The sequence below is a fragment of the Aeromonas rivipollensis genome, from assembly GCF_010974825.1.
Classification (GTDB): Bacteria; Pseudomonadota; Gammaproteobacteria; order Enterobacterales; family Aeromonadaceae; genus Aeromonas; species Aeromonas rivipollensis.
In genome coordinates this window covers 1-23,242 of the sequence record NZ_JAAILA010000043.1, presented here as the reverse complement: position 1 = coordinate 23,242, position 23,242 = coordinate 1, and the positions used below count along the sequence as shown (strand labels likewise).

Annotated in this window: 23 protein-coding genes and 2 pseudogenes; 14 read left to right on the top strand and 11 right to left on the bottom strand. The window is 60.9% G+C overall.

All coding sequences use genetic code 11. The features are described from left to right. Window positions 1-349: 349 nt before the first annotated feature. Window positions 350-1,213, top strand: coding sequence for a tRNA cyclic N6-threonylcarbamoyladenosine(37) synthase TcdA (gene tcdA / locus G4923_RS20330; protein WP_239497144.1), 864 nt, complete (start codon window positions 350-352; stop codon window positions 1,211-1,213). On the opposite strand, the gene G4923_RS20325 is transcribed toward tcdA, so the two are convergent. Continuing rightward, on the bottom strand, window positions 1,198-1,635 hold the full coding sequence (locus G4923_RS20325) for a SufE family protein (RefSeq protein WP_162627434.1): 438 nt from the start codon (window positions 1,633-1,635) through the stop codon (window positions 1,198-1,200). The genes tcdA and G4923_RS20325 overlap by 16 nt on opposite strands. 13 nt (window positions 1,636-1,648) lie before the next feature. Next, on the bottom strand, window positions 1,649-2,869 hold the full coding sequence (locus tag G4923_RS20320) for a cysteine desulfurase (RefSeq protein ID WP_111913539.1): 1,221 nt from the start codon (window positions 2,867-2,869) through the stop codon (window positions 1,649-1,651). A gap of 152 nt (window positions 2,870-3,021) precedes the next feature. On the opposite strand from G4923_RS20320, the gene rep reads away from it, so the two are divergent. Further along, window positions 3,022-5,034, top strand: coding sequence for a DNA helicase Rep (rep, locus tag G4923_RS20315; RefSeq protein ID WP_163138127.1), 2,013 nt, complete (start codon window positions 3,022-3,024; stop codon window positions 5,032-5,034). On the opposite strand, the gene G4923_RS20310 is transcribed toward rep, so the two are convergent. The 5 genes from G4923_RS20310 to G4923_RS20290 all read right to left on the bottom strand — a co-directional run bounded on the left by G4923_RS20310 (window position 5,021) and on the right by G4923_RS20290 (window position 11,254). Continuing rightward, complete coding sequence (locus G4923_RS20310) at window positions 5,021-7,321, bottom strand: putative bifunctional diguanylate cyclase/phosphodiesterase (RefSeq protein ID WP_163138126.1); 2,301 nt, start codon at window positions 7,319-7,321, stop codon at window positions 5,021-5,023. The genes rep and G4923_RS20310 overlap by 14 nt on opposite strands. Window positions 7,322-7,405: 84 nt before the next feature. Beyond that, a complete protein-coding gene (locus G4923_RS20305; RefSeq protein WP_005327368.1) occupies window positions 7,406-7,858 on the bottom strand; it encodes a c-type cytochrome in 453 nt (150 codons plus the stop codon). A gap of 261 nt (window positions 7,859-8,119) precedes the next feature. Next, window positions 8,120-9,145 (bottom strand): L-threonine 3-dehydrogenase, encoded by a 1,026-nt coding sequence (gene tdh, locus G4923_RS20300; RefSeq protein ID WP_025325248.1) that lies wholly within the window; start codon window positions 9,143-9,145, stop codon window positions 8,120-8,122. Between the two features lie 89 nt (window positions 9,146-9,234). Next, a complete protein-coding gene (locus G4923_RS20295) occupies window positions 9,235-10,425 on the bottom strand; it encodes a glycine C-acetyltransferase (RefSeq protein WP_139751653.1) in 1,191 nt (396 codons plus the stop codon). Between the two features lie 184 nt (window positions 10,426-10,609). After that, window positions 10,610-11,254 carry a TetR/AcrR family transcriptional regulator gene (locus G4923_RS20290; RefSeq protein ID WP_025325250.1) on the bottom strand — a complete coding sequence of 215 codons (645 nt, stop codon included), beginning with the start codon at window positions 11,252-11,254 and terminating at the stop codon, window positions 10,610-10,612. Between the two features lie 146 nt (window positions 11,255-11,400). Here G4923_RS20290 and rfaD point away from each other — a divergent pair, with 146 nt between their 5' ends. Genes rfaD through G4923_RS20265 form a run of 5 tightly spaced genes read left to right on the top strand, consistent with a single transcriptional unit; the run spans window position 11,401 to window position 16,923 of the window. Continuing rightward, window positions 11,401-12,360: an ADP-glyceromanno-heptose 6-epimerase gene (rfaD, locus tag G4923_RS20285; RefSeq protein WP_025325251.1), complete on the top strand. Its 960-nt coding sequence runs from the start codon at window positions 11,401-11,403 to the stop codon at window positions 12,358-12,360. A 49-nt stretch (window positions 12,361-12,409) separates the two neighbouring features. After that, entirely contained in the window at window positions 12,410-14,173 is a 1,764-nt protein-coding gene (locus G4923_RS20280; RefSeq protein ID WP_163138125.1) for a bifunctional glycosyltransferase family 4 protein/polysaccharide deacetylase, read from the top strand. Further along, the gene (locus G4923_RS20275) at window positions 14,173-15,519 is read left to right on the top strand and encodes an O-antigen ligase family protein (RefSeq protein WP_163138124.1); all 1,347 of its coding nucleotides are present in this window, start codon (window positions 14,173-14,175) and stop codon (window positions 15,517-15,519) included. The genes G4923_RS20280 and G4923_RS20275 overlap by 1 nt, the downstream gene beginning before the upstream one ends. Beyond that, a complete protein-coding gene (locus tag G4923_RS20270; RefSeq protein ID WP_163138123.1) occupies window positions 15,500-16,231 on the top strand; it encodes a glycosyltransferase family 25 protein in 732 nt (243 codons plus the stop codon). The genes G4923_RS20275 and G4923_RS20270 overlap by 20 nt, the downstream gene beginning before the upstream one ends. After that, window positions 16,228-16,923 carry a glycosyltransferase family 32 protein gene (locus tag G4923_RS20265; protein WP_163138122.1) on the top strand — a complete coding sequence of 232 codons (696 nt, stop codon included), beginning with the start codon at window positions 16,228-16,230 and terminating at the stop codon, window positions 16,921-16,923. The genes G4923_RS20270 and G4923_RS20265 overlap by 4 nt, the downstream gene beginning before the upstream one ends. A gap of 17 nt (window positions 16,924-16,940) precedes the next feature. Here the strand turns inward: G4923_RS20265 and G4923_RS20260 are convergent, their stop codons facing one another. Both G4923_RS20260 and G4923_RS21475 read right to left on the bottom strand, forming a co-directional pair. After that, window positions 16,941-17,990 (bottom strand): glycosyltransferase family 9 protein, encoded by a 1,050-nt coding sequence (locus tag G4923_RS20260; RefSeq protein WP_163138121.1) that lies wholly within the window; start codon window positions 17,988-17,990, stop codon window positions 16,941-16,943. A gap of 203 nt (window positions 17,991-18,193) precedes the next feature. Further along, a pseudogene (locus tag G4923_RS21475) lies at window positions 18,194-18,325 on the bottom strand (PTS ascorbate transporter subunit IIC); the annotation flags it as partial. Between the two features lie 21 nt (window positions 18,326-18,346). Between G4923_RS21475 and G4923_RS21315 the strand changes: the two are divergent. From G4923_RS21315 to G4923_RS20245, 4 genes are all read left to right on the top strand, one after another. Then, window positions 18,347-18,508, top strand: coding sequence for a substrate-binding domain-containing protein (locus G4923_RS21315; protein ID WP_338120478.1), 162 nt, complete (start codon window positions 18,347-18,349; stop codon window positions 18,506-18,508). Between the two features lie 29 nt (window positions 18,509-18,537). Further along, entirely contained in the window at window positions 18,538-19,518 is a 981-nt protein-coding gene (gene acuI / locus G4923_RS20250; RefSeq protein ID WP_163138120.1) for an acrylyl-CoA reductase (NADPH), read from the top strand. Between the two features lie 72 nt (window positions 19,519-19,590). Continuing rightward, window positions 19,591-19,713, top strand: a complete 123-nt coding sequence (locus G4923_RS21385) for a hypothetical protein (RefSeq protein ID WP_080675028.1) — start codon at window positions 19,591-19,593, stop codon at window positions 19,711-19,713. A 178-nt stretch (window positions 19,714-19,891) separates the two neighbouring features. Beyond that, entirely contained in the window at window positions 19,892-20,236 is a 345-nt protein-coding gene (locus tag G4923_RS20245) for a DUF2799 domain-containing protein (RefSeq protein WP_106885325.1), read from the top strand. 48 nt (window positions 20,237-20,284) lie between these two features. Here G4923_RS20245 and G4923_RS20240 read toward each other — a convergent pair whose 3' ends face one another. Together G4923_RS20240 and G4923_RS20235 are read right to left on the bottom strand one after the other, a co-directional pair. Next, window positions 20,285-20,455, bottom strand: a complete 171-nt coding sequence (locus tag G4923_RS20240) for a hypothetical protein (RefSeq protein ID WP_005331100.1) — start codon at window positions 20,453-20,455, stop codon at window positions 20,285-20,287. 75 nt (window positions 20,456-20,530) lie between these two features. After that, window positions 20,531-20,965, bottom strand: coding sequence for a flagellar basal body-associated protein FliL (locus G4923_RS20235; protein WP_111913517.1), 435 nt, complete (start codon window positions 20,963-20,965; stop codon window positions 20,531-20,533). 145 nt (window positions 20,966-21,110) lie between these two features. Here G4923_RS20235 and G4923_RS20230 point away from each other — a divergent pair, with 145 nt between their 5' ends. The 3 genes and pseudogenes from G4923_RS20230 to G4923_RS20220 form a co-directional block, all read left to right on the top strand. Next, window positions 21,111-21,662, top strand: a complete 552-nt coding sequence (locus G4923_RS20230; protein WP_111913515.1) for a chorismate--pyruvate lyase family protein — start codon at window positions 21,111-21,113, stop codon at window positions 21,660-21,662. Then, window positions 21,659-22,522, top strand: a complete 864-nt coding sequence (ubiA, locus tag G4923_RS20225) for a 4-hydroxybenzoate octaprenyltransferase (RefSeq protein WP_025325265.1) — start codon at window positions 21,659-21,661, stop codon at window positions 22,520-22,522. Before G4923_RS20230 ends, ubiA begins: the two co-directional genes overlap by 4 nt. A gap of 104 nt (window positions 22,523-22,626) precedes the next feature. Further along, window positions 22,627-23,242, top strand: a pseudogene (locus tag G4923_RS20220) (transposase family protein); the annotation flags it as partial.

The following is a 23,242-nucleotide window of genomic DNA, read 5'->3' as shown; positions in this document are numbered from 1 at the left end:
CCCGTCCGCTCCGCCACTAATTTGAAAGGCCTTCCCTCACGGGAAGGCCTTTTTGCTTTTGGATATTCGTGAACGGGATTAAGGAAACAAGGGACCACAGACAGGGCTGCGACTTGCCACTGGCAACTCGGTCCCTGCCTGTGGTCCCTTGTGCTTGAGCCGGACTGTGTCCGTCTCCCCATCCGCTCCGCCACTATTTAGAAAGCCCAGTCGAAAGACTGGGCTTTTTTTCGTTTCAAGCATCCCGGCATACAGCTTACTTCCCCCTCGCATCAACACCATTATCACCCGATCATCGCCGCTGGCTGCGGTTGCCGCTATAATGGCCGCCCTCAAGCAAGGTGGTGGTATGAAAGCAGAATATCTACAGCGATTCGGGGGCATTGCCCGTCTTTATGGTCAGAGCGCCCTTGGCTCCTTCAGCCAGGCCAAGGTCTGCGTGGTGGGGATAGGCGGGGTCGGCTCCTGGGCAGCCGAGGCGCTGGCCCGCGCTGGCATCAATCAGATCACCCTGATCGACATGGATGACATCTGCATCACCAACACCAATCGCCAGATCCACGCCATGCAGGGCACGGTTGGCCGCCTCAAGACAGAAGTCATGGCCGAGCGGATTCGTGCCATCAATCCGGATTGCGAGGTGATCGAGGTGGATGACTTCGTCACCGCCGACAACCTGGCCGAGCATATCAAGCGGGAGTTTGACTATGTGGTGGATGCCATCGATTCGGTCAAGGCCAAGGTGGCGCTGATTGCCTTCTGCAAGCGCAACAAGATCCCGGTGATAGTAGCGGGCGGTGCTGGCGGGCAAATGGACCCAACCCAAATCACAGTGGCGGATCTGGCCAAGACCATTCAGGATCCGCTGGCCGCCAAGGTGCGCTCCGACTTGCGCCGGCTGCACAACTTCAGCAAGAATCCGGCGCGCAAATTCGGGGTGGAGTGTGTCTTCTCAACCGAGCAGCTGAGTTACCCGGATGGCCAGGGCGGCACCTGTCAGGCCAAGGCGGCCAGCGACGGCAACATGAAGATGGATTGCGCCTCCGGCTTTGGCGCCGTGACGCCGGTGACGGCGACCTTCGGTCTGGTGGCCGCCTCCCGGGTATTGAAGAAGATTGCCGAACGGGGCGCGAGGGTGGAGCGTGCCGCCCTCATGGACAGTCGCGAGGATATATCGCAGCCGCCGGTGGCCGGGGATCAGGCGGAGGCCTGAGCCCGAATCGCCAGCACGATCGCCCTGAGCCCGTTACCTCGTGACGGGCTCAGGTGTTTCTCCAGCCCCAGTTCGCTGAAATAGCCATCCACGTCAAATGTCTGGATAGCGTCGGCGGTCTGATGATTGAGCGCCGCCAGTACGATGACGATAAGGCCGCGCACTATGCGGGCATCGGAATCACAGGCAAAGTGCCAGCAGCCATCCTCCCCCTTTTCGCTCTTTAGCCAGGCCTGGCTCTCGCAGCCTTTCAAGCGGTGCTCTTCGGTTTGCCACTCGGCAGGCAGGGCGGGCAGCTGCTTGCCGAGCTGGATGATGAGTCGGTACTGGTTCTCCCAGCCGTGGGCGGCGGCAAACTGCTGGCGGATGGTGTCAGCGTTGGGCTCAAGGCCGATCTGGGTATAGGTTGCTAGGCTGCTCATGAGTTTGTCTGCCTTAGAAGAAGTCACTGAGTTTGTGCAGGGCTGCCAGCAGGGCATCGATATCGTTCCGATCGTTGTAGCAGGCCAGCGAGGCCCTCATGGTGCCGCCTATCCCTAAGCTCTCCATCAGCGGCATGGCGCAGTGATGGCCGACCCGTAGCGCTATGCCCTGCATGTCGAGCAGGGTGGCAGCATCCTGGGGATGGATCTCATCCAGCAGGAAGGAGACAGCCCCTGCCCGTTGTGCCGGTTCACCTATGAGGCGCAGGCCCGGCACCTGGCGCAAGCCTGTCACCAGATAGTCGGTGAGTGCCTGCTCATGGCGCACCAGGGCAGCCCTGTCTTGCTCCGTCACAAAGTCGATGGCGGCGGCGAGCCCTATGGCCCCGGCGATATGGGGTGTGCCTGCCTCGAACTTGAAGGGCAGGGTATTGAAGGTGGTGCCGCTGAAACTGACTCTGTCGATCATCTCGCCTCCCGCCTGCCAGGGCGGCATGCGCTCCAGCAATTCGGTTCTTCCCCAGAGCACGCCTATGCCGGTCGGGCCATAGAGCTTGTGACCGGAGAAGGCATAGAAGTCGCAGCCTATGGCCTGTACATCCACCTCGAGATGGGCCACAGCCTGGGCGCCGTCGATCAGGGTCAGGGCACCAACCACCTTGGCGGCCGCCACTATCTCCTTCACCGGGTTGACGGTGCCGAGGGCGTTGGAGACATGGGCGACGCTTACCAGCCGGGTGCGCGGCCCCAGAATGGCCAGGTAAGCCTCCATATCCAGATCCCCGCGCTTATCCAGCGGAATGACCCGAATAAGGGCGCCGGTGCGTTCGGCAATCAACTGCCAGGGGACTATATTGGCATGGTGCTCCAGGGTGCTGAGGACGATCTCGTCCCCGGTCTTGAGCTCGCTCATGCCCCAGCTGTGAGCCACCAGGTTGATAGCCTCTGTGGTGCCACGGGTCCAGATCACCTCATGGCTGCGGGGCGCATTGATAAAGCGGGCGACCGTCTCGCGGGCTGCCTCGAAGGCGCGGGTGGCGCGGCCGCTCAGGGCATGGGCGGCGCGGTGCACATTGGCATTGTCGGCCCGATAGTAGTGAGCTATGGCGTCCAGCACGGCCTGGGGTTTCTGGGTGGTGGCGGCGTTGTCCAGATAGATCAGAGGGTGGCCGTTCACCTCCTGCGCCAGGGCCGGAAACTGGCTACGCAATTGGGCGTGCTCTTGCTGATTCATGCTCCCCTCATCTCCTCTGGAAAAGTCGGCCATGATCCGGAAAATGACGGGCAAACACAAGGCGAAGTGGCGGGATCCTGTGTCCGGTTTCGGCTGCCCGCGGGATCTCTGTTACAATGCCGCCCCTCATCATAAGCCAAGAGATCCGGCCCATGAAGCTCAACCCCAATCAGAACGAAGCGGTCAAGTTTGTCTCCGGCCCTTGCCTGGTGCTGGCGGGTGCCGGATCGGGCAAGACCCGCGTCATCACCAACAAGATCGCCTATCTGGTGCAGCAGTGCGGCTATAACGCCCGCAACATCGCCGCTGTGACCTTTACCAACAAGGCTGCGCGGGAGATGAAGGAGCGGGTCGGCCAGACCCTGGGTCGCAAGGAGGCGCGGGGGCTCATGGTCTCCACCTTCCATACCCTGGGGCTCGACATCATACGTCGCGAGCACAAGAGCCTGAATCTCAAGGCGAACTTCTCCCTGTTCGACGACACCGACCAGCTGGCGCTGCTCAAAGAATTGACAGAGGCGGAGCTCGACAACGACAAGGACAAGCTGTCGGCCCTCATCACCCAGATCTCCAACTGGAAGAATGACCTCATACTGCCAGCGCGCGCCATGCGCATCGCCCGGGGGCCGGAAGAGGTGCTGATGGCCCAGCTCTACGAGCGCTATCACCGCCAGATGGTGGCCTACAACGCGCTGGATTTCGATGACCTCATCGTGATGCCGACCCTGCTGCTCAAGAACAACGAGGAGGTGCGCAGCCGCTGGCAGAACAAGATCCGCTACCTGCTGGTCGATGAGTATCAGGACACCAACACCAGCCAGTACGAGCTGGTGAAGCAGATCGTCGGCGAGCGGGCCCGCTTCACAGTGGTTGGGGATGACGACCAGTCCATCTACTCCTGGCGTGGTGCCAAGCCGCAGAACCTGGTGCTGCTGAACGAGGACTTCCCCAGCCTCAAGCTCATCAAGCTGGAGCAGAACTACCGCTCCAAGGGGCGTATCCTCAAGTGCGCCAACATACTGATCGCCAACAACCCCCATGTGTTCGACAAGGCGCTCTTCTCCGAGCTCGACTACGGGGTGCCGGTCAAGGTGCTGTTCGCCAAGAACGAGGAGCACGAGGCGGAGCGGATCGCCGCCGAGATGATGGGCCACAAGTTCATGAATCGCACCCGGTTCAAGGATTACGCCATCCTCTATCGGGGTAACCATCAGTCGCGCATCTTCGAGAAGGCGCTGATGACCAACCGCATCCCCTATCGCATCTCCGGCGGCACCTCGTTTTTCTCCCGCACCGAGATCAAGGACATCATGGCCTACCTCAAGCTGCTGGTGAATCCGGACGAGGACACCGCCTTCCTGCGGGTGGTCAACCTGCCGCGCCGGGAAATCGGCCCCACCACGCTTGAGAAGCTGGGGCAGTACGCCAACCAGCGCGGCAAGAGTCTGTTTGCCGCCAGCTTCGAGCTGGGGCTGGAGCAGCACCTCTCCGGCCGTGGTCTGGTGGCTTTGCAGGCCTTTACCAACTGGCTGGTGCGGCTTGGCGATCAGGCGCAGCGGGGCAACCCGGTGGAGGCGGTGCGGGACATGATCAAGGAGATCCACTACGAGGAGTGGCTCTATGAGACTTCCCCCAGCCCGAAGGCGGCCGAGATGCGGATGCAGAACGTCTCCACCCTCTATCGCTGGATCACCGAGATGCTGGAGGGGGACGAGCTGGAAGAGGCCATGACGCTCGCCCAGGTGGTCACTCGCCTCACCCTGCGAGACATGATGGAGCGCAACGAAGGGGAAGACGATGCGGATCAGGTGCAGCTGATGACACTGCACGCCTCCAAGGGGCTGGAGTTTCCCTATGTCTACATGGTGGGCATGGAGGAGGGCTTGCTGCCCCACCAGACCAGCATCGACGAGGACAACGTGGAGGAGGAGCGCCGTCTCGCCTACGTGGGCATCACCCGGGCCCAGACCGAGCTGACCTTCACCCTCTGCAAGGAGCGGCGTCAGTATGGTGAGTCGGTGCGTCCCGAGCCGAGCCGTTTCCTGCTGGAGCTGCCCCAGGACGATCTGGAGTGGGAAAACCAGAAGAAGGTGACGGCCGAGGAGCGCCAGCAGAAGGGTCAGGTCGGCGTCGCCAACCTGAGGGCCCTGTTCAAGAAGGATTGAGAGAAGGCTCGGCCGGGGGCTCTGCCTGGGAGAGCAGCGATATGATGTCGGATCCTGGCAGAGGCGGGGATATGTGGCGCCCCTGTCCCAGGGCGCAGCCCAGCTCGATCAGCTTCTGCAACTGCTGCTGGTTCTCTATGCCCTCGACCACCAGGGTGAAGTCGAGATCCTGACAGATGTCCCGCATGGCACGGATCAGCGCCAGGTCCTTGGGGGAGTTCAGCATGCGATGGGTGAAGCTGTCATCCACCTTGATGTAGTCCACCGGGAAGTGGAACAGGGCATTGAGGGAGGAGAAGCCGGTCCCGAAGTCGTCCAGGCTGATCTGGATCCCCTTGGCCCTGAGCTCATGGAGCGAGGTGAGGGAGTCGGCACTCTGCCTGGAGAGCTCCCGCTCGTTGAATTCGAAGATGAAGTAGCCGGGTATCACCCCCTCCTCCTCCATGATGTGGACCAGCGCCATGATCTGCTCGCGGCTGGCCAGGTGCTTGCCGGACAGGTTGAGCGATATCTTGAAGCGACCGCCGTCCGAAATCTGCAGCCAGCCCTTCAGCTGCTGGCAGGTGCGCCTGAGGATCTGGCGATCCAGATCCTGAATGAGGCCGCACTGCTCGGCCAGTGGAATGAAGTCGAAGGCATCCTTCAGCTCTCCCTCCTCGGTGATCCAGCGCGCCATCACCTCCAGACCCACCAGGCGACTCTCCTTCAGTCTGATCACCGGCTGGAAGTAGGGCACTATCCTGCCTTCCCGCAAGGCCCTGAACAGCCGTTCCTCTGGAGAGCCAGAGTGCTCCATGCAGGCATCTGAGTACATGACGATGCGACTGCGGCCATTGCGCTTGGCCTGGTACATGGCGAGATCGGCCTGGTGCAGCAGCTCGCTGATGTCCGTGGTCTGCTCCGACACGCTGGCCACCCCCAGGCTGATGGTGACGGTCAGCTCATTACCCTGAAGCCGGAACGGGTGGGCGATGCGGCCTAGAATGCGGTTGAGTACGGGGCTGACGTCCTCCTCCTGCTGGCTGTTGTCCAGGTAGATGACGAACTCGTCGCCCCCCAGCCTGGCCACCATGTCATTTTGCCGGATGCAGCTCTGCAGACGCTTGGCCAGCTCCTGCAGCAGCTGGTCGCCGGCACTGTGGCCCAGGGCGTCATTGACCTGCTTGAAATGATCCACGTCGGCGAAGATCAGGGTGAAGCCGGCCGTCTGGTAACGGCGGTAACGGGTCATGGCATGGTGAAGGTGGTTCATCAGCAGGGCCCGGTTCGGCAGCTGGGTCAGCGGATCGTGCAGCGCATTGAACTGGAGTCGCCGCTCCAGCTCCTGATGATGTCTGAGCCGTTTCTGCAGCCGCAGGTTGGTCTGGCGCAGTTGCTGGAGTCGCTGGTTGATGGACTCTTCCGAGTTGAGTTCATCCAGCTGCTGCCTGACTCTCTTGAGTTCCAGCAGCAGGGTCAACTGGTGGCGCAGGAAGTCGAGAAACAGCCTGTCATCGGCTTCCAGGGGCTGGGCAGTATTGATGATGAGGTGGGCGAAATACTGTTGCTGCTGGCGCAGGGGCAGGCTGTACCAGAACAACCCGGCCTCGCTGCGCTCTATGCTGTTGGTGCTGTGGCACAGGGCCCTGATGACGTCGTCATCGTAGGCGAGCCGCGTCGGATAGAGTTTCTCCAGCCGCTGGTTGTCGAGGCGGACCAGCAGCATATCATTGACGGCCAGCATCTGGCGCAGCACGGCCTCCAGCTGGGAAAACAGGGCATGCTGCGGCAGATTGTGGGCCAACCGCATGATACGGCTGATTTTTTCAATCTTCTGCTGCCATTGGGGATCCCGCTGCATGAGGGGGGAAGCCTGCCCCGCCAGCTGGGTGCCGGTCTGGGTTTCGTGCAGGCGCTTGGCCAGACACTCCAGCAGCAATCTCAGGGTCGGGGTCTGTTCGGGGGCGCCGCGGGCCAGCAGCCATTGCACCTCATAGTGCTCCACCGCCTGCACGCACCATCCCTGGTGTTCATCGAGTCGGGTGAGCTGTTCGGTGAGGCGGGGCTCTTCACGCCCCAGCTGTTGCTTGAACGCCTCGGGCAGCTGATGTGCATACAGCCAGTGCAGGCCTCCATCGGACAGCCCCAGCATGGCAAAGTGCTGCAGGGGGCAGAGTCTGCCCAGTTGCTCTACCAGTCTGGCGTAATCCTCAGGGGAGGCGATGCCGGGCGCGGGAAAATCCATGATGGAAGAAACGACCGCCAGCAAGGGGGGGGGATCTGGCGGTGTGAGGGGCTGGACTGACATGCAATACTCCCGAATAAACTCACCTACAAGCGTAGTCGGAAGTGATTGGATTGAAAGGGCTGCAATAGGAGCCCTTTCAACCACTTAGAGCTTGTCGATCATGTAGTGAATGGCGTTTTCGATCTCTTCGTCACTACAGGCCGCGCAGGTGCCCCGTGCCGGCATCATGCCGGCCTTGCCGGTGAAGCCTTCGATGGCATGCTTGCGCAGGGTGTCGAACCCCTGGGCGATGCGTGGTTCCCAGGCAGCCTTGTCCCCGCGCTTGGGCGCGCCGGCCGCGCCGGTATCGTGGCAGGCAAAGCAGGCGCCCTTGAACACTGTCTCGCCATCACGGGGACCGGACGAGGCGGCAGCAGGGGCGGCCGCGGCCGTCGCAATGCCTTCCAGATCCTTGGCGGTGTAGACCTGGCCGACCGGGGCTATGCGCTCGGCGATGGCTTCCGTCGACATCTCATCGGCGGCAAAGACGGCGCCGGACAGGGTGGCGGCCGCCATCCCGGCAGCCAGCAAATAGCTCAGTTTTTTCAACACGCTCATGTACTCCCAGCAGGCTCTTATTATCCCTAGAAAACGACGGGATTATAACCGAATAGTTACAGGCATTTAAACGCTTGTGTGTGAAGTGTTAAGCAATCTGCAAACAAAGTTTCTGCGGCGGCAGGGGCAGCAGGCAAGGCAAGAGCAAAAAGAAACCCGGCTTTCGCCGGGTTTTTGCAATCAGCCGTGAAAAAGGCTGACTTGTCTCCACTCAGGATCCCTGTGCCGGACCGAGCCTTTGCACATGACATCCACGGCTCATCAATCCCAGTTCAGGATCACCTTGCCGGACTTGCCTGACCCCATGGCTTCGAAGCCCTGCTGGAAGTCATCGATGTGGAAGTGATGGGTGATGATGGGGCTGAGATCCAGGCCGGACTGGATGAGGCTGGCCATCTTGTACCAGGTCTCGAACATCTCGCGACCATAGATCCCTTTGATAAACAGTCCCTTGAAGATCACCTTGTTCCAGTCGATGGCCATGGTGGAGGGGGGAATGCCGAGCATGGCAATCTTGCCGCCGTGGTTCATCTTGTCGATCATGTCCTGGAAGGCGCTGGGCACGCCGGACATCTCCAGCCCCACATCGAAGCCTTCGGTCATGCCGAGCTCGTCCATCACATCGGAGAGTTTCTCCTTGGCCACGTTGACGGCGCGGGTGGCGCCCATCTTGCGGGCCAATTCGAGGCGGTATTCGTTGACGTCGGTGATCACCACGTGACGGGCACCCACATGGCGGCAGACGGCGGCAGCCATGATGCCGATGGGGCCGGCGCCGGTGATGAGCACGTCTTCACCCACCAGATCGAAGGAGAGGGCTGTGTGCACGGCGTTGCCGAACGGATCGAAGATGGCGGCCAGCTCATCGGGGATGTTGTCCGGCAGCTTGAAGGCGTTGAAGGCCGGGATCACCAGGTATTCGGCGAAGGAGCCCGGGCGGTTGACGCCGACCCCTATGGTGTTGCGGCACAGGTGGGTACGACCGGCGCGGCAGTTGCGGCAGTGGCCGCAGGTGATGTGGCCTTCGCCTGAGACGCGATCGCCGATGGCGAAGCCGCGCACTTCCTGGCCGACGGCGACCACCTCTCCCACGTACTCGTGACCGACCACCATGGGCACGGGTATGGTCTTCTGGGCCCACTCATCCCAGTTGTAGATGTGCATGTCGGTGCCGCAGATGGCGGTCTTGCGGATCTTGATCAGCAGATCGTTGTGGCCGAGCTCGGGGGCCGGGACGTCCGTCATCCAGATGCCGGCTTCGGATTTGAGTTTGGAGAGTGCTTTCATGACAGATTCCTCACGGCGCTGTGCCGGGTACAGAGGGTAATAAAATGGGGCCCAACCTTGGCCCCCGTTTTAATCAGCTAGCCATGTGATCAAATCACACCGAGCTCGCGGCCGATGCGGATGAAGGCATCGATGGCCTTGTCCAGCTGCTCGCGGGTATGGGCGGCAGACATCTGGGTACGGATGCGGGCCTGGCCCTTGGGCACCACGGGGAAGGAGAAGCCCACCACGTAGATGCCGGCCGCCAGCATGCGGCTCGCCATCTCGGCGGCCAGCTTGGCATCCCCCAGCATGACAGGGATGATTGCGTGATCGGCACCGGCCAGGGTGAAACCAGCGGCGCTCATCCGGGTGCGGAAATACTCGCTGTTCGCTTTCAGGCTGGCCCGCAGCGCGTGACCCTCGGCCAGCATGTCGATCACCTTGATGGTGGCCGAGACGATGGAGGGGGCCAGGGAGTTGGAGAAGAGGTAGGGACGGGAGCGCTGACGCAGCCAGTCGATCACCTCTTTCTTGCCGGAGGTGTAGCCGCCGGAGGCGCCGCCGAGTGCCTTGCCCAGAGTGCCTGTGATGATGTCGACCCTGTCCAGCACGCCGCAGTATTCGTGGGTGCCACGGCCGTTCTCGCCGATGAAGCCCACCGCGTGGGAGTCATCCACCATCACCAGGGCGTCGTATTTGTCGGCCAGATCGCAGATGGATTTGAGGTCGGCGATGACACCGTCCATGGAGAAGACGCCGTCGGTGGCGATCAGCTTGAAGCGGGCGCCGTCGGCATTGGCCTGTTTGAGCTGGGCTTCCAGCTCGGCCATGTCGTTGTTGGCGTAGCGATAGCGCTTGGCCTTGCACAGCCGCACGCCGTCGATGATGGAGGCGTGGTTGAGTGCATCTGAGATGATGGCGTCTTCGGCGCCGAACAGGGTCTCGAACAGACCGCCGTTGGCATCGAAGCAGGAGGAGTAGAGTATGCTGTCCTCGGTGCCGAGGAAGGCGGACAGTTTCTGCTCCAGCGCCTTGTGCTGGTCCTGGGTACCGCAGATGAAGCGTACCGAGGCCATGCCGAAGCCGTGGCTGTCGAGTCCCTGATGGGCGGCGGCGATAAGATCCGGGTGGTTGGCCAGCCCCAGGTAGTTGTTGGCACAGAAGTTCAGAACCTGCTCGCCGCCCACCGCAATCTGGGCCTGCTGAGCCGAGGTGATGATGCGTTCCTGCTTGTATAGCCCTTCCGCCTTGACCTGTTCGAGCTGTTCGGCCAGGTGACGATAGAATCCGTTAGACATCCTCGGTCCTCATTGACTGTGTCGACTGTGTTATCAGGATCTTGGGCCGTGCGAGGTGCACGGACTGACGTCGTCGCGGTCGTGACGAAACGTCGACAGACCCTGGAATGGGCAACATTTTACTGCAATCGTTGCGCACCAATTCAAATTATTATGCTGATATTCAACAATTGTGAAACAGATCTCACCCGGCTGGTTGGGCCAGTTGGTGATAGTGCTGCTCCAGTTGGCGGATCTGGGCGATCACCTGGGGCTGCACATAGGGGCGCAGCAGGAAGAGCACCCGCAAGACCCCCTGATAAAGCAAGGGCTTGGTGATGCGGGTATGGGGCGCCTGGGCAATCTGGAAGGGGATCCAGCAGGTGACCACCATCTTGATGGTCTGGCCGAGATCCGGCAGGTCTTCGTCGCTGACGTCTATGATGCCGCCCTCGCGCAGGCTTCTCAGCAGCGCTTCCACGGCGGCGCGCAGCTGCTCCTGGGCCTTGAGGTACTTGTGCTGCAAGGGTTCGTCGCGACTCAGGATGTCCGGCAGGTTGGCGTAGAAGAAGCGGAACTGCCACATCAGATAGAAGATGGCATCCAGATAACCCATCAGATCTTCCAGCTTGATCTCGTGGCTGCGGGCCGGCGTAAAACTCTCGCTCAGGTGGCGGGCGTATTGATCGAAGATGGAGTGGATGATGTCTTCTTTATTGCGGAAGTGGTAATACAGGTTGCCCGGGCTGATGCCGAGATGGGCGGCAATGTGGTTGGTGGTGATGTTGCGTTCACCCTGATCGTTGAACAGCTCGGTGGCGCTGTGGATGATCCTGTCTCTGGTCTTCATCACTGATCCCTCTGCCGGGCCCTGTGCGCCGAGGTCGAATCCCCTGGCGGCCCGTGATAAACTTTTCGGCAATTTCAAATTGGCCCACTATACACAGCTTTAACAGGCAGTCACACGGGGCCATCAACGTACGCGAGGCAAACTCCATGATCGTAGTAACTGGCGGTGCTGGCTTTATCGGCAGCAATCTGGTCAAGCAGCTGAACGCTCAAGGACGGACCGATATCGTGGTCATCGACGACCTGACCGACGGCACCAAGTTCGTCAACCTGGTCGATCTCACCATCGCCGATTACATGGACAAGGACGAGTTCCAGGCGCGGATCGTCTCCGGTGACGAGTTTGAAGAGTGGGATGGCGGCATCGAGGTGATCTTCCACGAAGGTGCCTGCTCCGCGACTACCGAGTGGAACGGCAAGTTCATCATGGAGGTCAACTACGAGTACTCCAAGGATCTGTTCCACTACTGCATCGAGCGGGAAATTCCCTTCATCTATGCCTCCTCCGCCGCGACCTATGGCGGCCGCAACGACAACTTCATCGAAGATCCCAAGTTCGAGCAGCCCCTCAACGTCTATGGCTACTCCAAGCAGCTGTTCGACCAATACGTGCGCCGCTGGCTGCCGGAGATCGACTCCCAGGTCGTGGGCCTGAAATACTTCAACGTCTACGGCCCGCGCGAGCAGCACAAGGGCTCCATGGCCTCCGTCGCCTTCCACCTCAACAACCAGGTGAAGCAGGGGGACAATCCCAAGCTGTTCGAGGGCTGCGACGGCTTCCCGGACGGTGGCCAGATGCGCGACTTCATCTATGTGGACGACGTCTGCAAGGTGAACCTCTGGTTCTGGCAGAACCCGCAGCACTCCGGCATCTTCAACTGCGGTACCGGCCGTGCCGAGCCGTTTCAGAACGTGGCTGAGGCCGTGATCAAGCATCACCAGCAAGGCGCCATCGAGTACATCCCCTTCCCGGATCACCTCAAGGGTCGCTATCAGAGCTTCACCCAGGCCGATCTGACCCGCTTGCGTGGCGTCGGTTATGACGGCGAGTTCAAGACTGTCGCCGAAGGCGTGGCCGATTACATGGCCTGGTTGAACCGGGCTTGATCCCCCTCTGACGGGCGGCCCTGGCCGCCCGTCGATCGGATGCGCTTGCATGAACATATTGATGGCACTCTCCCAGCTCGAAGTCACGGGAGCTGAGGTCTATGCCACCACGGTCGGCAACGAGCTGACCCGGCGTGGTCACAACGTCTTTTACGTGTCAGATACCCTGACCAAGCCCACGCAAGGGCCCGTCTTCAAGCTGAGGTTCAACAAGCGCAACATACTGCGCCGCTTCTGGCATGTGTTTTACCTCATCTATCTCATCAGGAAGCACCACATCCAGCTGGTTCATGCCCACTCCCGCGCCTCCGGTTGGAGCAGTTATGTGGCCTGCAAGCTGACCGGCACCCCCATGATCACCACAGTTCATGGCCGTCAGCCGGTGCACGCCTCCCGCAAGGCCTTCCATGCCCTCGGCTATCGGGCGGTGGCGGTGTGCGAGGATATTGCCCGCCAGATTATCGACAACCTGGGGGTGGATCCCGCCATGGTGCAGGTGCTGCGCAACGGCATAGAGACTGACAGGTTCCAGCCTGTGCCGGCACCGGACAACGCCAGGCCGGTGATCGCCATCATAGGCCGACTGAGCGGCCCCAAGGGGGAGCTCTGCTATCGCCTGCTGGACGAGGTACTGGATCTGGACGCCTGCCAAGTCCGTGTCGTCAGCGGCACCCGGGTGCCGGAGCGCTTTGCCCGCTTCCAGGACAAGGTCGATTTCGTCGGCTATGTGGACGATGTGCCCGCCCTGCTGGCGCAGTGCGATCTGGTGATCGGCGCTGGCCGGGTGGCGATGGAGGCCCTGCTGTGCGGCCGCCCCGCCTTCGCCATCGGCGAGGCCAAGGCCATCGGGCTGGTGACCGAGCAGAATCTGGACGAGGCGCTGGCCAGCAACTTCGGTGACATAGGGCCCCAGGATCTGGCCATCGATTTTGCCGCGCTGAAGGGACAGATAGCCTCGTCACTGGCCGCCAAGCAGGTGCCGGACAGCCTGCGTCAGCGGATCCGGCAGGAGTATGACTTGCAGCAGGTGGTGAGCGGGCTCGAGTCCATCTATCAGGATGCCGTGGTCGAGACCCTGCGTCGGGAGATGCCGGTTATCATGTATCACCGCTTCATCGAGCATGAGAGCGAGAAGGGAGTGCACGGCACCTGGCTGCCCGTCGCCATGTTCGAGAAACACCTGCGCTTACTGAAGTGGCTGGGTTACGAGACGCTGACCTTCGCGGATCTGGCGGACAAGGGCTTCATCCATCGGCTGCAATATGGCAAGAAGTACCTGATGATCACCGTCGACGACGGTTATCGGGACAACCTCACCCGCATGCTGCCTCTGCTGGAAAAATATGGTTACAAGGCGGTGGTGTACATAGTGACAGGCGAGGATCACAATCGCTGGGACGTGGAGCACCCGACCCACCCCGATACGCCGGTGGCCCTGATGAACGGCGATGAGATCCGTGCGCTCGCCGCGTCGGGCCATGTGGAGATAGGGGGACATACCCTGACCCACCCGCGCCTCAGCACGCTGGCTCCCGAACAGCAGGCGCGCGAGATCCGGGCCAACAAGGAGAGGCTGGAACGGCTGCTTGGCCATCCGCTCCTGTCGTTTGCCTACCCTTACGGGGATCTGAACGAGAGCGCGAAAGCCGAGGCCTGCGCCGCCGGCTACCGCTATGCTGTGGCCACCAACAGCGGCCCCAGGGCCATGCATCGGGATCCGCTCCAGATCCGCCGGATCGCCATCTTCCCCCGCACCGACATGTTCGGGCTGTGGCGCAAGATCCGTGGCAACTATGTCTTCAGAAAATCTTGATGGGAAAATACACATTGCTCGGGATGAAAGATCAGACCCTGTCGACGAATCACGATTTTCTCGGCTTTTTTCATGGCAAGGCGTTCGGCAACTTCATCTTCCTGAATATTCTGGGTTACACCCTGTTCAAGGATTCGATACAGCTGATCGCCGATGTCTGCCAGACCATCATCGTCTTCGCAACCCTGCTGGCATTCTATGTGGACAGGGCTTTCTTCATAAAAAACAGAGTCTTTCAACTGCTCTGTCTGGCCGTGGTGGTGCAGTGCCTGAGCTGGGTGTCATCGCGATATTATGTCCATGACTATGCCCTCAGGTACCCTTCGGTGAAGTCGATGGCCTACCTCTTCTTCTTCATCGGCCTCGCCTACTGGCTGAAAGGGGAACCGCGCCGCATCGTCATCACACTGCTGACCTTCTGCGTCGGGGTCGTCTTCACCTTTGCCTATCACTCGGCCTTTTTCTCCATCTTCGAGACGGGGCTCGACGGAGCCAGGGTGGATTTCAATTATCGCAATGCCCAGCACGGATCCCTGATCGCGGGCGCCTGCTTTCTGTTTTTTGTCCTGTTGCTGCTCACCTCAAGATTCAAGAAACTGTCGCTGGCCAATGGGGGCATACTGCTCGGCATAGTGCTGTTCGGTGTTTTCTCCATCATTCTGCAATCCCGCCAGTCCTGGCTGGCCATCTCGGTCTCCCTCGCTATGCTTCCCTTGCTGGGGGGGGGTGACCATTGGCCGACACGCAAGGTGGTCATGACCTACGCCATCTTGCTGGCGACCATGCTGGCCCTCTATCAGGTCCCATTCATCAGGGAGAGGCTGCTGTCAGGCTTTGTGCATCAAGGGGATGTGCATGCCATCTTGACGGGCAACTGGGCCGAGGTACGGGATTTCAGCATAGGGGTGAGGCTGAAGACCTGGCTGGAGGCCATCCAGTGGTTCCTGGCACACCCGCTCTTCGGCACCGGCTATGGCAGTCAATCACTGGTCATTACCCTGTCCAAGACTCTGCCGGATTACATCACCCAGGAGTTCCGTCATCTGCACAACTCCAACATGGAGACTCTGGTGTGCTGGGGCCTTGCCGGATTCCTGGTGCTCTATGGCACACTCTTCACCGTGGCTCGTCAGGTGTTGTCCTGTTCGCTCTCTTCACGTTTCATCAAGATGCTGACCATCTCTTTCATCATCTATTGGCTCATCATCAACAACTTTGAATCCTTTTTCTACATGCGCTCCGGGCAGTGGGTATTCAGCGTCTTCATGGGCGCCATCTACTCGGTTGCACTGCATGGAGAACTGAAGCAGTTCGCAAAGGAAGGTCATGAAAATTTACGTCATTAGTCTGGAGCGGGCCGTCGAGCGGCGCAGTCGCGTCGAGTCCGTCCTGGCGGCCAGAGGCATCGATTTCGAGTTTTTCAATGCGGTGAATGGTTTTGAAGGCCTCCCTGAGCGGTTGCAGGCCTTGCCGGATGACCAGCACAGGATCCGATTCAGGAGCCGGCCGTTGACCCCGGGGGAGAAGGGCTGTTATGCCAGCCACTTCCTGTTGTGGGAAAAGTGTGTCGAACTCAATGAGCCCATCCTCATTCTGGAAGATGACTTCCTGCCTACCCAGTATTTTGAAGAAGTGCTGGGGACCCTGCCCAAGGTCCACGAGCAGTATGAGTATGTGAAGGTGGAACCCCAGATCGGGTCGGCCAGCGCATTGACCACCATAGACAACATGCAGCTGATGTTCTGGCACAACAACTCCTGCTGGACCACGGGTTACAGCATCTCGCCCCAGGGGGCCCGCCGCCTGCTGGCGCACAGCAAGCGATGGGTCTGTTCGGTCGACAACTTTATCGGCGAGTCCTATCGTACCGGTCTCATCTGCACCGGCCTTATCCCCTATGCCATCTACAGCCCGCGGGACATGGGCAGCGACATCCAGAATCAGGTCGAGCTGAAGAAGGTACCGCTGGGGTTCAAATTGACCCGTGAGCTGTACCGCTGCTACCGGTTCATCAGAATGACGCTGTGGAACATGAAGCACTGTGGGGGCAAGTCATGAGCGCGACCAATAAAACCATTCATGCCATCTGGCTGGGCAACCGGCTGCCTCCCCTGGCCCATGTGTGCATCGACGACTGGCGAAAGCAGGGTTACGACTACAAGCTGTGGCTGGATACGGACCCGCAGATAAAGCGCTGGATCCAGGAGTGCACCTTTGCCCGGGAGTGCTACCGACGGGGTTTGCTGGCCTTTGTGACCGATTACCTGCGCCTCAAGATCCTCACCCAGGAAGGGGGTCTCTATCTGGATACCGATGTCACCATCAACCAGGATCCCTTTCCGCTCTTCGAGTCAGTGGCGTTTGGCGCAGGCTACGAGTCCGATCGGCTGGTCGGCACCGCTGTCATCTACGCCCGGAAAGAGTCGGTGATGTTGTCCGAGCTGGTCCGCTTCTACGAAGAGGAGATCATGTCCTCTCCCATGTACATGGGGCCCGAGATCATGACCAGACTGGTGTCAGACAAGCTGGCGCAGTCCGGCGATGCCGCCCTGATCGCCCCCGTTCATTACTTCTACAACTATCAGGGGGAAGCCATTCATTTTGAGCCTGCCGCAGAGCGTTATATGACGCACTGGTTCCAGCACAGCTGGAAGCGCTCATCCGGCCTCGTATTCCTGCGGGCCAAGGCCAAGGGGTGGTCCGGATATCTCTATGAGTGGCAGAAGGAGTTCTTCCGTCTGAGGAAGTGACGATCTGACGCTGTCGGTTACCTGACTGGTATGGGGTCGGGGGTAGGCTCTTCCGGTTTGCCATGGGGTAGCGTCACTTGGTCCCAGAGCATGCTCAACTGGTGTTGAACGGCCAGGACTTCCTGCTCTGGGCGCTGGTGATTGGTGTCGATGAAGCGATAACGGGGATGAGAGACAGGGTTGGCAATGGCGGAGTGACCCAGGGGAGAGACTATGGTCAGCAGCGGTATGTCCAGCGCCTGCGCCATATGCCGCGGACCTGTGTCGTTGCCGACGAACAGCTGGCAATGGGCGATAAGTCCTGCCAGCTCCCGCACCGAGCGGGTCTGTATGTGGTCAAACACGCTGGCCTGCAGCGCGGCGGGCAGCAAGGGCTTCAGGCTGTGGTTGTACTCTTCCTCCCCTGGCCCGCAGTAGATCAGGATCTGGGCGTGGTGCTGCTCTATCAGCCAGCGTGCCACCTCGGCGAAACAGTCGATGGGCCAGCGCTTGTAGTGTCCAAGGGAGTTGACCCCCATGGCGATCAGCGGCCTGCCCGGATCTATGCCGGCGGCCTGCAGTGTCTCCCGTCCCCGTTGCTTCTCCGCTTCACTCAGCCAGAGATAGTAGTTGCGATCCTCCCTGGCGAGCCCCAGAGGCTTTAGCAGCGAGAATCTGTCATCCACCAGGGTGCTGTTGCCCTGATGTTCGGTGTCATGGCGAAAGCGCACTATGCGGTTGTGGCCGAGTCGCCAGGGGAAGGAGTCGAAGCCGATCCGCAGTCTTGCCCCCGAGATGAGGCAGGTGAGCAGGCCTATCATCTGGCCCTGGCTGTTGATCACCACGTCGTAGCGCTCGCGGCGAATGCCCAGCAGCAACTCCTTCATGTAGCGCCACTCGTTGCGGCGCGCCTTCTCGATGACGATCAAGCGATCTATGTTGGGATTCCCCTCTGCCATCCCCGCGCAGTAATCCATGACCAGATAGTGAACCTCCCCGGCGGGGTCGTGCTGCTTGAGGTTGTTGCACAGTGCGGTGGAGATCAGCACGTCTCCTATCTGTTTGGTTTGTACTACCAGGTATTTCATGGAAGAGGCCTCGGGTGAGGTCGGGTGGAACGTCAGCGCATCAGCATATCGCACTCCCCCGTCAGATGCTGCCGCTGTGGGTTGAAAATCCGATCCAACGCACTGTGTTTGCACATATTTTCGGCGTCGATGGGGTTGGGGCTGCCGCTAACAGCAGGCGCGGCCCATAGACCGCGCCTGCTGACTGCCTGGACGCAGTGGCATCAGCGCACTATCAGGCCCAGCAGTATGCTCACCACGCCGAAGTCGGCATCGCTGAAGGTGGTGTTGGCAAAGCCGAGATCCCCAAGCACCGGCAGCAGGAACACCGGCAGGAAGGTGATCAGCAGGCCATCGCCGGATTCGATGATTCGGATGTGGTACAGGCCTGTTATCCTGCCCTGACGTCGGTACAGATCCCCTATCGCAAGATGGGCAACATGGCCGTGGAGATGATCCTGTGTAAACTGGCTGGCGAGGTACTGCAAGACGGTACCCAGACCATCGAATTCGAATTGCACAAGCGCCAGAGCACCTGATGCCGGCGCCCCAACCCCGAGAGGAAAGCATGTTCAAGGCTCTGTTACTGGATAACCAAGATGGCAAGACCACGGCGACCCTGACCCAGCTGGCCGAGAGCCAGCTGCCGGCGGGCGAGGTGCGGGTGGCGGTGAGCCATAGCTCCCTCAACTACAAGGACGGGCTGGCCATCACCGGCAAGGGCAAGATAGTGCGTCAGTGGCCGCTGGTGCCAGGCATCGACTTCGTCGGCACAGTGCTGGAGTCGGCCGACAGCCGCTACCAGAGCGGTGACAAGGTGGTGCTGACCGGTTGGGGCGTGGGGGAAGGACACTGGGGCGGCATGGCCGAGCAGGCGCGGGTCAAGGCCGACTGGCTGGTGCCGCTGCCGGCCGGGCTGGATGAGCGGCAGGCCATGTGCATCGGCACCGCCGGCCTCACCGCCATGCTCTGCGTGCTGGCGCTGGAAGAGGCGGGCGTCACTCCTGATAGTGGCGAGATCCTGGTGACGGGCGCCGCAGGCGGGGTGGGTTCCACCGCCGTGGCCCTGCTGGCTGCGCTGGGTTATCAGGTGGCGGCCCTGACCGGCCGTCCTGAGGAACAGGGCGCCATGCTGACCGCGTTGGGTGCCAGCCGCATAGTGCCGCGCAGCGAACTGCTGGAACCGGCCAAGGCGCTGGAGAAACAGCTATGGGCCGGTGCCATCGACACAGTCGGCAGTCAGGTGCTGGCCAAGCTGCTGGCCCAGATGAATTACGGCGGCGCCGTGGCGGCCTGCGGGCTGGCGGGCGGCTTCGATCTGCCCACCAGCGTCATGCCTTTCATACTGCGCAACGTGCGCTTGCAGGGGGTCGACTCTGTGATGTGCCCGCGGGCGCGTCGTCAACTGGCGTGGCAGCGACTGGCGCGGGATCTGCCCGCCAGCTTCTTCGCCCAGGCGGTGACCGAGATCGGGCTGGAGCAGGTGGTGGAGGCCGCCGAGGCCATCACCCAGGGTCGGGTTGCGGGTCGCACCCTGATCAAGCTCTGACCGGGTCCACTGGCGAGCCCCATTTTTCTGGATAGACTTTGAAGGCCGGTGCACTATCCAAGGAGAATGAGCATGGGTACGCAGACGCCGGATTTCGAGCTCGACGATGAGTGGGAGCCGGAATCCTGGGAAGACGAGCTGGAGGAGCTGGACGACGAGGGCTGGCAGGACTATGACCCTCTCGACGATCAGTGATTCCCTGTAACGCGTGCGGGCGGGCCTGGTGGCCCGCCCGATTTTTTGTGCGTTTGACAGCATGCCCCTTGGTGGCCGGGCGAGGCTCTGGTTAGAATGAACTGCTCAAATGGCGCTGTGGGAAGAGGGATGCCCGTCAGGCCAGAGACGCCATAAACCACTCAAACAACGCCCAAGGATGATTATGCGCTCACTCGTCATCATGCTCTGTGCCACCCTGCTCGGGGGCTGTGTCTCCAACTCGGACGATCCCTGCGAAAAGGTGTGGAGCGATGTGGGGGAAGGAGACGGCAAGCTGGGTTTCGCCGCCGATCGGGTGGAATTCCATCAGACCCAGTGCGGGACCAAGGTGGATGTCGCCATGTGGGAGCAGGGTCGCCAGAAGGGGCTGGCCTGGTATTGCCGCCCGGAGCACCTCTATCTGGCCGGGCGATCGGGGGAGGAGTACCGTGGCGTCTGCCCCAATGACGTCCAGGCCCGCAGACTGTTTGCGCAGGGGCGTCAGGGCTGGACCGATCAATAGGGCGCCCCCTTCTTCTTCAGACCCTTGAGCGACGAGCAGTGGGGGAACTCATTCCCCTTTCTCCTTTAGTCGCAGCGGCTGGCACAGGTACTCTTTGTCATTGGCGCTGCGGGCACACTTGCCGCACACGAACTTGGGTTTGCGCAATATCTTGCGCAGTGTCTTGAGATCGGCGGGGATCTCGTGACGGCGCCATTCACACAGCGTCTTGTGGCCCATGACGATGACTTCCTCGACAGTGAATGGGAGCGGTAGGGAGAGCGGGCCGCCGGTCGGCACCCTGCTCGCCGTTCATTACTGATAAAGATACTTGGTGAAGATGAGCTCGCGTACCGCCTTCTTACCGGTCTCTTTGACCAGCAGTTCGTTGACCTTGGCCTCGCACTCCTTGCGCAGCTCTTCCCGACTTACCAGCGACTTTATCTGGGCGCCCGTCTTGCTGCCAATCAGGCGGATGATGGCGTCGCGGATCAGGGGGTCGTGCTGTTCCAGCAACTTGAGATCGGCGGCGTTTTCGGCCATCAGCTCCACCGTCACCCGCACATAGCCCAGGGTTTTGCCATCGCCGAGGTAGTTGGTGATGATGTCCGGATCCAGCGCATGATAGGCGAATCCCGGCTGGACGGCGGCAGAGGCCTGATCGGCGGCCGCTTCCTCGTTGGCGAAGGCGTGGGTATTCAACAGGGTACAGCCCAGGGATAACACCAGCAGAATTCTGAAGATCTTCATCTAGATGGCTCGGCAGCGACGGATGCCCCATTTTTGATGCTGCCATCGGGGCCGTCAAGCACGGATGTTCTTACAATTCGCCATTGATTTACGGATAATAAACGGGATTTTAACCTGACAACGGAAATCTCCGGATGGTGAAGCTGTGAAGTCCGAGTTGACGGTTCCCCTCATCCAGCTCGTCCCCTGGCGGGCACCCGCAGAGTGTGAGCCCCCAGAGGCACTGCGCCCCTGGTTGCTGGAGGCCGACTCCATGACCCGGCGCCTGCGGCGCCACAATAGTCACCTCTCGGTGCAACTGCTCGGCAATCGCAGTGTGTCGCTGGGGGTGGACGAGCAGGCGCTGGTGGCCGTTGCGGATCCCGTGGGGATCTGCCGCGAGGTCATACTGCACGGTGACGCCGGACCGGCCATTCTGGGCTGGACCCTGTTTGCCGAGGCGGCGCTGCAAGGGAGCGGTCTGCAGGATCTGGGGGAGCAGCCACTGGGGGAGCGCATCTTCGGTGATGCACCGGCGCGGCGCGATCACCTGCAACTGGCCTGCTTCGAGATCGCGAGCAATCCCTGGTGCCAGGCGGCCACCGTCTGGGGGCGCCGCTCTCGTCTCTATCTGGGGCAGTGGCCCTTGCTGGTCCACGAACTCTTCCTGCCCTCTCTATCGTCTCATTCGCTGTCATCGTATAAGGAGCTGGAGTGAAGCTGTTAACCAAGGAGCGGGGACTGGCCTATGTGCAGTTGGCCCGCATCGACAAGCCCATCGGCACCCTCTTGCTGCTGTGGCCGACCCTGTGGGCGCTCTGTCTCGCGGCGGGTGGCCTGCCGGATCCCTGGATCCTGACCGTGTTCGTGGTGGGGGTCTTCCTGATGCGCTCGGCGGGCTGCGTCATCAATGACTATGCGGATCGCAACTTCGACGGCCACGTGAAACGCACCGCCGGGCGACCCCTGCCCATGGGCCGGGTCGACGCGCGGGAGGTACTGATCCTGTTCGCCGTGCTGGCGCTCATCTCGTTCGCCCTGGTGCTGACCCTGAACCCGCTCACCATAGGCCTGTCGTTCGCCGGCCTGCTGCTGGCGGTCTGCTACCCCTTCATGAAGCGCTTCATTCCTATCCCTCAGCTGGTGCTCGGGATGGCGTTCTCCTGGTCCATTCCCATGGCCTATGCGGCCCAGGCCAATGCCTTGCCGCCCGTCGCCTGGCTGCTGTTTCTCGCCAACCTGCTGTGGACCATAGCCTATGACACCCAGTACGCCATGGTGGACAGGGACGATGATCTCAAGCTCGGGCTCAAGTCGAGCGCCATCCTGTTTGGCCGTCACGACAAGCGGATCATCGGCGTGCTGCAACTGGCAACCCTGCTCATCCTGCTGGGGGTGGGTCAGCTGATGGCGCTGGGATCCGGCTATTACTGGGGTCTGCTGGGGGCGGCGGCCCTGTTCGTCTATCAGCAGCGGCTGATCCGGGAGCGCCAGCGGGAGGCCTGCTTCCAGGCGTTTCTCAACAACAACTATGTGGGGGCCCTGGTGCTGCTCGGGGTGATCGCTCACTACCTGTGAGAAACGTCTATCTATGAAAAAGGCCGCATGATGCGGCCTTTTTGTTGGCTGTGTCCCGTCCTGAATATGGTTTACACCTTTCCCCCCAATAAATGGAGAACCCGATGGGACAAGGTGTGAAACGGACACAGCGCGATTACTCGCTGACTTTTAAATTAGCCGTGGTCGAGCAGATTGAAAAAGGCGAGCTCACCTACAAACAAGCTCAGGCCCGTTATGGCATTCAGGGCCGCTCCACCGTTCTGGTATGGTTGCGTAAACATGGTCGGCAGGACTGGAGCCAGGGGGCTTCTGTGCGCGCCGGCAGGAGTATCACCATGCCTGACCCCGACAACCAGACGCCCGAACAGCGTATCAAGGAGCTCGAGCAGCAGCTGGCGCTGATGAGCCAGAAGGCCCAGTTCTTTGAGGCTGTCGTCGATGTGCTGAAGAACGACTACGGTGTCTCCATCGTAAAAAAGCGACCCGGCAAGTCCTCTCGCAGCGGCAAGTCGAGAGGCTGACCATCGTCAGGGCTTGCCTGTTTCTGGGGATAAGCCGTCAGGCTTACGGGTTGCAGACCTGCGCCATGCACAGGGGCTGCAAGTGGTGCGCTTCGTGCGCCAGGTCCGGTTACGCCAGCCACGGGTGGGCACCCACAAGCTGCATTATCTGCTTCAGGGTCAGGATGATGGCGGGCTCAAGGTCGGGCGGGACAGGCTGTTTCAGATATTGGCCGAG

Bases quoted from the DNA above. Each gene is read 5' to 3' on its own strand.
- tcdA (WP_239497144.1), top strand. From the start codon at position 350: ATGAAAGCAGAATATCTACAGCGATTCGGGGGCATTGCCCGTCTTTAT.
- G4923_RS20325 (WP_162627434.1), bottom strand. From the start codon at position 1,635: ATGAGCAGCCTAGCAACCTATACCCAGATCGGCCTTGAGCCCAACGCT.
- G4923_RS20320 (WP_111913539.1), bottom strand. From the start codon at position 2,869: ATGAATCAGCAAGAGCACGCCCAATTGCGTAGCCAGTTTCCGGCCCTG.
- rep (WP_163138127.1), top strand. From the start codon at position 3,022: ATGAAGCTCAACCCCAATCAGAACGAAGCGGTCAAGTTTGTCTCCGGC.
- G4923_RS20310 (WP_163138126.1), bottom strand. From the start codon at position 7,321: ATGTCAGTCCAGCCCCTCACACCGCCAGATCCCCCCCCCTTGCTGGCG.
- G4923_RS20305 (WP_005327368.1), bottom strand. From the start codon at position 7,858: ATGAGCGTGTTGAAAAAACTGAGCTATTTGCTGGCTGCCGGGATGGCG.
- tdh (WP_025325248.1), bottom strand. From the start codon at position 9,145: ATGAAAGCACTCTCCAAACTCAAATCCGAAGCCGGCATCTGGATGACG.
- G4923_RS20295 (WP_139751653.1), bottom strand. From the start codon at position 10,425: ATGTCTAACGGATTCTATCGTCACCTGGCCGAACAGCTCGAACAGGTC.
- G4923_RS20290 (WP_025325250.1), bottom strand. From the start codon at position 11,254: ATGAAGACCAGAGACAGGATCATCCACAGCGCCACCGAGCTGTTCAAC.
- rfaD (WP_025325251.1), top strand. From the start codon at position 11,401: ATGATCGTAGTAACTGGCGGTGCTGGCTTTATCGGCAGCAATCTGGTC.
- G4923_RS20280 (WP_163138125.1), top strand. From the start codon at position 12,410: ATGAACATATTGATGGCACTCTCCCAGCTCGAAGTCACGGGAGCTGAG.
- G4923_RS20275 (WP_163138124.1), top strand. From the start codon at position 14,173: ATGGGAAAATACACATTGCTCGGGATGAAAGATCAGACCCTGTCGACG.
- G4923_RS20270 (WP_163138123.1), top strand. From the start codon at position 15,500: ATGAAAATTTACGTCATTAGTCTGGAGCGGGCCGTCGAGCGGCGCAGT.
- G4923_RS20265 (WP_163138122.1), top strand. From the start codon at position 16,228: ATGAGCGCGACCAATAAAACCATTCATGCCATCTGGCTGGGCAACCGG.
- G4923_RS20260 (WP_163138121.1), bottom strand. From the start codon at position 17,990: ATGAAATACCTGGTAGTACAAACCAAACAGATAGGAGACGTGCTGATC.
- acuI (WP_163138120.1), top strand. From the start codon at position 18,538: ATGTTCAAGGCTCTGTTACTGGATAACCAAGATGGCAAGACCACGGCG.
- G4923_RS21385 (WP_080675028.1), top strand. From the start codon at position 19,591: ATGGGTACGCAGACGCCGGATTTCGAGCTCGACGATGAGTGGGAGCCG.
- G4923_RS20245 (WP_106885325.1), top strand. From the start codon at position 19,892: ATGATTATGCGCTCACTCGTCATCATGCTCTGTGCCACCCTGCTCGGG.
- G4923_RS20240 (WP_005331100.1), bottom strand. From the start codon at position 20,455: ATGGGCCACAAGACGCTGTGTGAATGGCGCCGTCACGAGATCCCCGCC.
- G4923_RS20235 (WP_111913517.1), bottom strand. From the start codon at position 20,965: ATGAAGATCTTCAGAATTCTGCTGGTGTTATCCCTGGGCTGTACCCTG.